This window comes from Nocardia sp. NPDC059236, assembly GCF_042754085.1.
Taxonomy (GTDB): Bacteria; Actinomycetota; Actinomycetes; order Mycobacteriales; family Mycobacteriaceae; genus Nocardia.
The window spans coordinates 302,742-309,327 of sequence record NZ_JBHZAF010000003.1 but is presented as its reverse complement, the minus strand read 5'-3'; the positions used below and the strand labels follow the sequence as shown (position 1 = coordinate 309,327).

Sequence of the window (6,586 nt, the reverse complement as noted above, 5' to 3'; positions counted from 1 at the left end):
CCTCGCCCCGCCGGTGACGAACACCCCGTTCGTCACCGGCGCCAAGCGCTGGCCGAGGCGAAGGAATTGCCCGGGGTCGCGATCCGTACGGTCTTCGGTGACCTGAACGTGGAACAGGTCAACGCTGTCGGACCTGCTGTCCTGAATCGTTGGCTGGATCGGACGCTCGAGGTGGATTCCGCCGAGCAGATCTTCGACTGATTCAAGATCAGGGAGCTCTGGGTGTGGCGGGTGGTCGGGATGCGGTGACGAATCGATATTGCGGCGGCGGGGCTCGCCGACCCGGTGCCGAGCCGACCCTAGGCATCGGATGCCTACCGAGTGGGCTGTCGCGGGTCGGTGCGGCGCGGGGAATAACAAATTGTCGTGATGTGGAGGGCCCCTCTTTATCGGAAAACTCGATGTCATGAGCGACACCGGCATCCGCCCCTTCCGCATCGACATCCCGCAGGCCGACCTCGACGACCTGAACCAGCGCCTGATTCGCACCCGGTGGATCGACGAGGTCCCGGGCACGGGCTGGGAACGCGGCGTCCCCACCTCCTACCTGTGTGAACTCGCCACCTACTGGGCCGAGAAGTTCGATTGGCGCGCCATCGAAGCCAGCCTGAACGCCCACCCGCAGTTCTCCACCACCATCGACGGGCAGCACCTGCACTTCCTCCACATCCGCTCCGAACGGCAGGACGCGACCCCGCTGCTGCTCATCCACGGCTGGCCCGGCACCCCCGCCGACTTCCTGGACATGATCGGCCCGCTGACCGATCCGGCCGCCCACGGCGAGGCCGACGCCCCGGCCTTCCACCTGGTCATCCCGACCCTGCCGGGGCACGGCTGCTCCGGGCCGCTGACCGAAACCGGTTGGGACGACGGGAAAGTCGCTGCCGCGCTGGCCGAGCTCATGACCCGGCTCGGGTATGCGCGGTTCGGGGTGCACGGCGGCGACCACGGCGCATTCGTCGCGCCGCGCGTGGCCCGCGATTTCAGCGACCGCGTGATCGGGGTGCACGTCAACGCGCTGGTCACCTTCCCCACGGGCGACCCGGCCGACATGGCCGCGCTCACCGCGGCGGAACAGCAGCGGCTGGCGGCGATGAAGCAGTTCCAGGACGACGGCTCCGCCTACATGAACCTGGCCGGGTCACGGCCGAACACGATCGCGCAGCTGCTGGCGGATTCGCCTGCGGGACAGCTGGGTTGGATCGTGGAGAAGTACAAGGAGTGGACCGACGCCGGCCACGAGCTGCCCGAGGACGCGATCGATCGGGACAAGATCCTGACCACCGTGGCGATCTACTGGCTCACCGACACCGCCCGCAGTGTCGCCAACTACTACTACGAACGCTTCCACGACTACACGATGTTCGCCCCGAAGCCGAAGGGCACGGTCCCGACCGGCGTCGCGGTGTTCACCACCGCGGACTTCGCCATCCGCCGCTTCGCGGAGAAGGCCCACAACATCGTGCACTGGTCGGAGTTCTACTCCGGCGGCCACTTCCCCGCCTTGGAAGTCCCCGACCTGCTCACCGGCGACATCCGCGAATTCTTCACCACCCTCACCCGCTGATCGGAGCGCGCCGCAACTCGCCGGTGACGAACGAACAAATGTTCGTCACCGGCGAGTCGCCGTCGGGGTCGAGCTACCGTTCAGCCTTGTTGGCGGTGGTGTGCAACCAGATTGGGGAAAAGGGGGTGTTTGCCTTGGCGATGCCGGTACTCGAGCCAGACAATTCGTCTATGCATGTGCCTGCTTCCGATCGTTGGACCGCGGCCGATCTCGATCACCTTCCCGAGAACGGACTCCGGTACGAGGTCGTGTATGGGCAGCTTGTCGTGAATGCCGCGGCGAAACCCATCCATCAGCTGATGGTGTCCCAGCTGGGGCGGATACTCGATTCGGCGCTACGGGACGGGCTCTTCATGATCCCCGGGGTCGGGGTGCTCATCGGCGACGACGAGCCGATCCCGGACCTGCTGGTGTGTGCGGGCCCGGTTCCCTGGGACGAGCGGGGGATACCTGCGGCGCAGGTCGTACTGGCGGTGGAGGTCGTCTCGCGCTCGACCGCCGCCATGGATGGCCGGATGAAACCGGACCTCTACGCAGACGGCGGGATCCCGAACTTCTGGCGGATCGAGACCAATCGCTTCAAGGGGCAGTTGTCCAGCGAAGAGCTCCCGGTCCTGTTCGCGTACGCGCTGACGGAGAGCGGCGAATACGAATTGGTCGCTCGGTGCCCGGCCGGCCGGGTTGCCGCCCTGAACCTCCCCGTCGACATCGCCTTCGACCCCGCATTGCTGCGGCCGTAGCGCGCTCTGATGCGCGAGCGCCGGATTCGAGCTCCCGGTTGCGGTGGAGTGCGGGTTGAGCGATATGTCTGGCAGTGGAGCAGCATGCTTATCGTGAAAGGGCGGTAGGTGGGGGCTCCGAGGAGGGCATATGACTGTCGATGGGCAACTGGCGCTCGAGCTGGACGGGCTCTACAAGAAGTTCGGCGGGCCCTGGGTGGTCGAGGGGGTGAGCCTGGCGGTGCCGCCAGGATCGTTCTTCGGGTTGGTGGGGCCGAACGGGGCGGGGAAGACGACGACGTTGTCGATGGCGGTGGGGTTGTTGCGGCCGGATCATGGGGCGGCCCGGATCTTCGGGCACGAGGTGTGGGCGGATCCGGTGCGGGCGAAGACCGTGGTGGGGGTGTTGCCGGATGGGTTGGCATTGCCGGAGCGGCTCACCGGGCGGGAGTTGTTGAATTTCACCGGGTTGCTGCGCGGGATGGACAAGGCGACCGTGGTCGGGCGGGCGGACGAGCTGCTGCACGTGCTCGAGCTGGATGGCGCGGAAAACACTGTGGTGGTTGATTATTCGGCAGGTATGCGGAAGAAGATCGGCCTCGCCACCGCTCTGCTGCACGCACCGAAACTGCTGGTGCTGGATGAGCCGTTCGAGGCGGTGGATCCGGTGTCGGCGGGAACAATTCGAACGATCCTGCAGCGGTTCGTGGCCGCGGGCGGATCGGTGGTGCTGTCGAGTCATGTGATGGCACTGGTGGAATCCATCTGCGACCGGGTCGCCGTGATCAACCGGGGACGGGTGGTGGCGGGCGGGACGCTCACCGAGGTGCGCGGCGAGGGCACCCTGGAGGAGGCCTTCGTGCGGCTGGTGGGCGGACGCGTGGGCGGCGAGGAGGGGCTGTCGTGGTTGGCGTCCTGATCCGCATGCGGTTGCGTATCACCGCGCGGCACATGCGGGAAGGCCGTGCGGCACTGAACTTCTGGACCGGCAGCATCTTCGGCCTGATCGCCGCGGTGGCCACCGCGCTCATCATCGCCCGCGCGCACGAGACCGTGCACGGGGGAGTGACGGTGGCCGCGGCGATCTTCGCGGCCTGGACCCTCGGCTGGATCTGCGGCCCGGTGCTCACCGGCAGCAGCGACGAGACCCTGCAACCCGAGCAATTCCGCCTGCTGCCCTTGACGACTCGGCAACTGGCCTATGGGCTCGGCGCGGCGGCCTTCGTCGGGCCGGCACCCATCGTGAACCTGATCGCGTTCGGCGGCCTGATCCTGCTCGCCGCGCCGATCGGCCTGGGCGCCACCGCGATCGCGGCGCTCGGCGCGGTCCTGCAACTGGTATTCGTGGTCCTGCTGTCGCGGGTCGTGGTGGCCTGGCTCGGCGCGGCCATGCGGTCCCGGCGCGGCAAGGACCTGGGCGTGCTCTTCGCCGCCCTCATCGGCCTGGCGTATTACCCACTGAACCTGCTGGTTTCGGCCGTCGGCCCGAAACTGGAGGGCGACCACAGCGGTCTGTCGGTGACGCTGCGCGCGGTCCCGTCGGGCTGGGCGCCCTACGCCGTCGAGGCCGCGGCCCGCGGCAATTACCTGCTCGCCCTGCTGCCCCTGCTGGGCCTGGCGCTGCTGTCGCTGATCCTGTGGCAGTCCTGGGCGGTCCTGCTGGAACGCCGCCTCACCACCCCGGCCGCACCCGCCGGCCAGGTGGTCGACACCGGTGGCGGTCTGCTCGACCGTTACATCCCCGCCACCGCGGTCGGCGCCGTCGTCGCCAAGGAGCTGCGCACCTGGTGGCGCGACGGCCGTCGCCGGGCCGCCCTGCTGCCGCTGCTGCTCATCGGTTTCGTGCTGCCGATCTTCCTGTCGCTCCGCACCGGCGGTAGCGGAACCATCCCGTTCTCGGGCGCTTTCGTGGTGTGGCTGGCCACCATGTCCAGCACCAACCTGTACGGATTCGACGGCACCGCGATCTGGCAAACACTGGTGACGCCCGGCGCGCCACGCGCGGATGTACGCGGCCGCGCCTATGCCTGGCTGCTCCTGGTCACCCCGCCGTCGGTGCTCGCCACCCTCATCCTGCCCGGCGCGCTCGGCCGGCCGTACCTGTACGTCTGGGCGCTGTCGACGCTGCCGGTGCTGGTCGGCGTCGGTGCGGGGGCCGTGGTGTTCCTGTCCACGCATGCCGCCTTCGCCCTGCCCCCGCAGCGCGGCAACCCGTTCGCGGGCTCGGGCAATCCCGGCTGCCTGAAGATCCTCATGCAGTTCGCCGTGGGCCTGGTGCAGTTGCTGACGGCGGCCCCGGTCCTCGCAATACTGGGAATCGGTGTGGCACTCCACAACTCGCTGCTCCAGTGGGCGGCACTGCCGATCGGCGTACTGCTCGGCGCGCTGGGAGCCGCACTCGGAATCCGCTGGGCGACCACCCGGTTGGAAGCCCGTGGACCCGAGCTGCTCGCCGAGGTCAAACCGCGCTGAACGGCGTGTGCGGCTGGGCCCGGATGTGGCGGATGACCTGTGGGCCAGTGGATTACGGCAGGATCAGGCCGCCGGACCGCGCCTGTCCTGGCCCGCCCGGCCGCTCACCGGAAGGCCGGCGGCAGCGCGGTGAGATCCACCGCCTCCGCCATGGCCCGGGCCCCGTCGTCATTGAGATGCATGCCGTCGCCGCTGTCGAACTCGGGCCGGATGAAGTCCGGATCCGCCGGATTCTCCACGGCCGCGGCCACGTCGAAGACGGCGTCGAACACCGTGGTGGTGCGCAGCCACTCGTTCACCGCGCGCCGCACCGGAGTGCCCTCGGCCACCGCCAGACCCGGGTAGATGGCCCCGCCGAACGGTCCGACGGTGTTGGCGTAGATCGGCAGTCTGGCCGCGTGCGCCCGCTCGGCCAGCGCGGTGAAGCCGGCGATGAGCGCCCCGGCGGTCGCGGTGCCGGCCAGGATCAGGTCATTGATGCCGAAGTTGGCCCACACGGCCGCGACCCCCGGCACCGACGGCACGTCCCGCTCGAACCGGGACAGCCCGTGCTCGCCGATCTCGTCGGTGAGCAGCCGGTTGCCGCCGATGCCCTGATTGACCGCCCACCCGATGGCCAGCCGCTGGTTCAGCACATCCACCGACCGTCGGTTCGCGCCGTGGGTCGAGCCGACGCCTTCGAACCACGAGTCGCCGAAGGCCACCAGCACCGGAACCTCGGAGTCGACAGCGACGTCGATTCCGGTGAGGAGGAACCGCGCCGCGGTCTCCTCGGCATCGGCCGGAGCAGCGTCGCCCGTGCGATCGCCGGCACTGATCCAACTGCTCTCGACCGGGAACTGCGCGAACGCGGGCAGCGCCGGTTCGGGCAGGTACACGCTCAGCGCGAGTTCGGTTCCCGCCTCGACGGCCAGGTCCACCGGGTCGCTGACGATATCGGCCCCGGCCGGGATCCGGATGGACGCGGACCCAGCGAACCGCACCGCGGTATCGGTCTCGGGCACGATCTCGGCACCCGTCTTGCGCACGGCGATCCGCGCCGCGCCGATCACGAGTTCGTCCGTGCCGTAGCGATTGGTCAGGCGCACACGCAGCCGTGATCCGCCGCCGGCCACCCGCACCACCTGCCGCACGGTCTCGCCGGCGAAGGCCCGCGGCTCCGCGAGCTTGATCTCCTCGGCCGGATTCACCAGCGGCGCACGGAATCCCGCCACCCAGCGCTCGGTCGTCATCGGAACCTCCATGTAGTTGCATTGCGGAATATTGCGTTAGCAACAAGATATCGAAAATGTTCCGCATGTCAACTATCCGCACTGAAAATGTCTGGTCTAGGCTGGTCACCGTGGATCCCAATCTCTTCGACGACCCCCGGCTGACCGCGATCGGCCTGCTCTACGAGGCTCACGACGGGCTCATCGCCCGGCTCGAGGAGACCTGGAAGCGCAATGGCCTCTCGGGACTCGACCTGAATGCCCTGCTGCGCCTGAGCCGTTCATCCGGCCGCAAGCTGCGCATGACGGATCTCGCCACCCAGACCAGCCTGTCCACCTCCGGCGTCACCCGGCTGGTGGACCGCCTGGAGCGCAACGGCTTCGTCCGCCGCGAGGCCGATCCCGCCGACCGGCGCAGCTCGTACGCGGTGCTCACCGCCGCCGGGGCCACCCGCGTGGCGCGCGTGCTGCCCGCGTACCTCGACGGCGTGGACCGCTGGTTCACCGGCCTGCTCAGCCCCGAGCAACTCGACCAGCTCACCGCGAGCCTGCGCATCATTCGCGACGCCACCAATCCCGACGCGACGCACGTCTCGGAATGAGTGGTGGAAATCAGG

At 68.8% G+C, this 6,586-nt stretch carries 7 protein-coding genes; 6 read left to right on the top strand and 1 reads right to left on the bottom strand.

Going from position 1 to position 6,586, the window contains the following annotated elements; genetic code table 11:
• The first annotated feature begins 66 nt into the window (after nucleotides 1-66).
• The 5 genes from ACFXIV_RS10680 to ACFXIV_RS10660 all read left to right on the top strand — a co-directional run bounded on the left by ACFXIV_RS10680 (nucleotide 67) and on the right by ACFXIV_RS10660 (nucleotide 4,758).
• Nucleotides 67-201 carry a hypothetical protein gene (locus tag ACFXIV_RS10680; RefSeq protein ID WP_379397232.1) on the top strand — a complete coding sequence of 45 codons (135 nt, stop codon included), beginning with the start codon at nucleotides 67-69 and terminating at the stop codon, nucleotides 199-201.
• 205 nt (nucleotides 202-406) lie between these two features.
• Nucleotides 407-1,567 carry an epoxide hydrolase family protein gene (locus tag ACFXIV_RS10675; RefSeq protein ID WP_379397234.1) on the top strand — a complete coding sequence of 387 codons (1,161 nt, stop codon included), beginning with the start codon at nucleotides 407-409 and terminating at the stop codon, nucleotides 1,565-1,567.
• Between the two features lie 38 nt (nucleotides 1,568-1,605).
• Nucleotides 1,606-2,307, top strand: a complete 702-nt coding sequence (locus tag ACFXIV_RS10670; RefSeq protein ID WP_379397236.1) for a Uma2 family endonuclease — start codon at nucleotides 1,606-1,608, stop codon at nucleotides 2,305-2,307.
• Nucleotides 2,308-2,437: 130 nt separating this feature from the next.
• Nucleotides 2,438-3,205 (top strand): ABC transporter ATP-binding protein, encoded by a 768-nt coding sequence (locus ACFXIV_RS10665; RefSeq protein ID WP_379397238.1) that lies wholly within the window; start codon nucleotides 2,438-2,440, stop codon nucleotides 3,203-3,205.
• Nucleotides 3,190-4,758 carry a hypothetical protein gene (locus tag ACFXIV_RS10660; RefSeq protein ID WP_379397240.1) on the top strand — a complete coding sequence of 523 codons (1,569 nt, stop codon included), beginning with the start codon at nucleotides 3,190-3,192 and terminating at the stop codon, nucleotides 4,756-4,758. The genes ACFXIV_RS10665 and ACFXIV_RS10660 overlap by 16 nt, the downstream gene beginning before the upstream one ends.
• Nucleotides 4,759-4,862: 104 nt before the next feature.
• On the opposite strand, the gene ACFXIV_RS10655 is transcribed toward ACFXIV_RS10660, so the two are convergent.
• Nucleotides 4,863-5,990 carry a GDSL-type esterase/lipase family protein gene (locus ACFXIV_RS10655; RefSeq protein WP_379397242.1) on the bottom strand — a complete coding sequence of 376 codons (1,128 nt, stop codon included), beginning with the start codon at nucleotides 5,988-5,990 and terminating at the stop codon, nucleotides 4,863-4,865.
• Nucleotides 5,991-6,100: 110 nt separating this feature from the next.
• On the opposite strand from ACFXIV_RS10655, the gene ACFXIV_RS10650 reads away from it, so the two are divergent.
• The gene (locus ACFXIV_RS10650; protein WP_379397244.1) at nucleotides 6,101-6,571 is read left to right on the top strand and encodes a MarR family winged helix-turn-helix transcriptional regulator; all 471 of its coding nucleotides are present in this window, start codon (nucleotides 6,101-6,103) and stop codon (nucleotides 6,569-6,571) included.
• Nucleotides 6,572-6,586 lie beyond the last annotated feature (15 nt).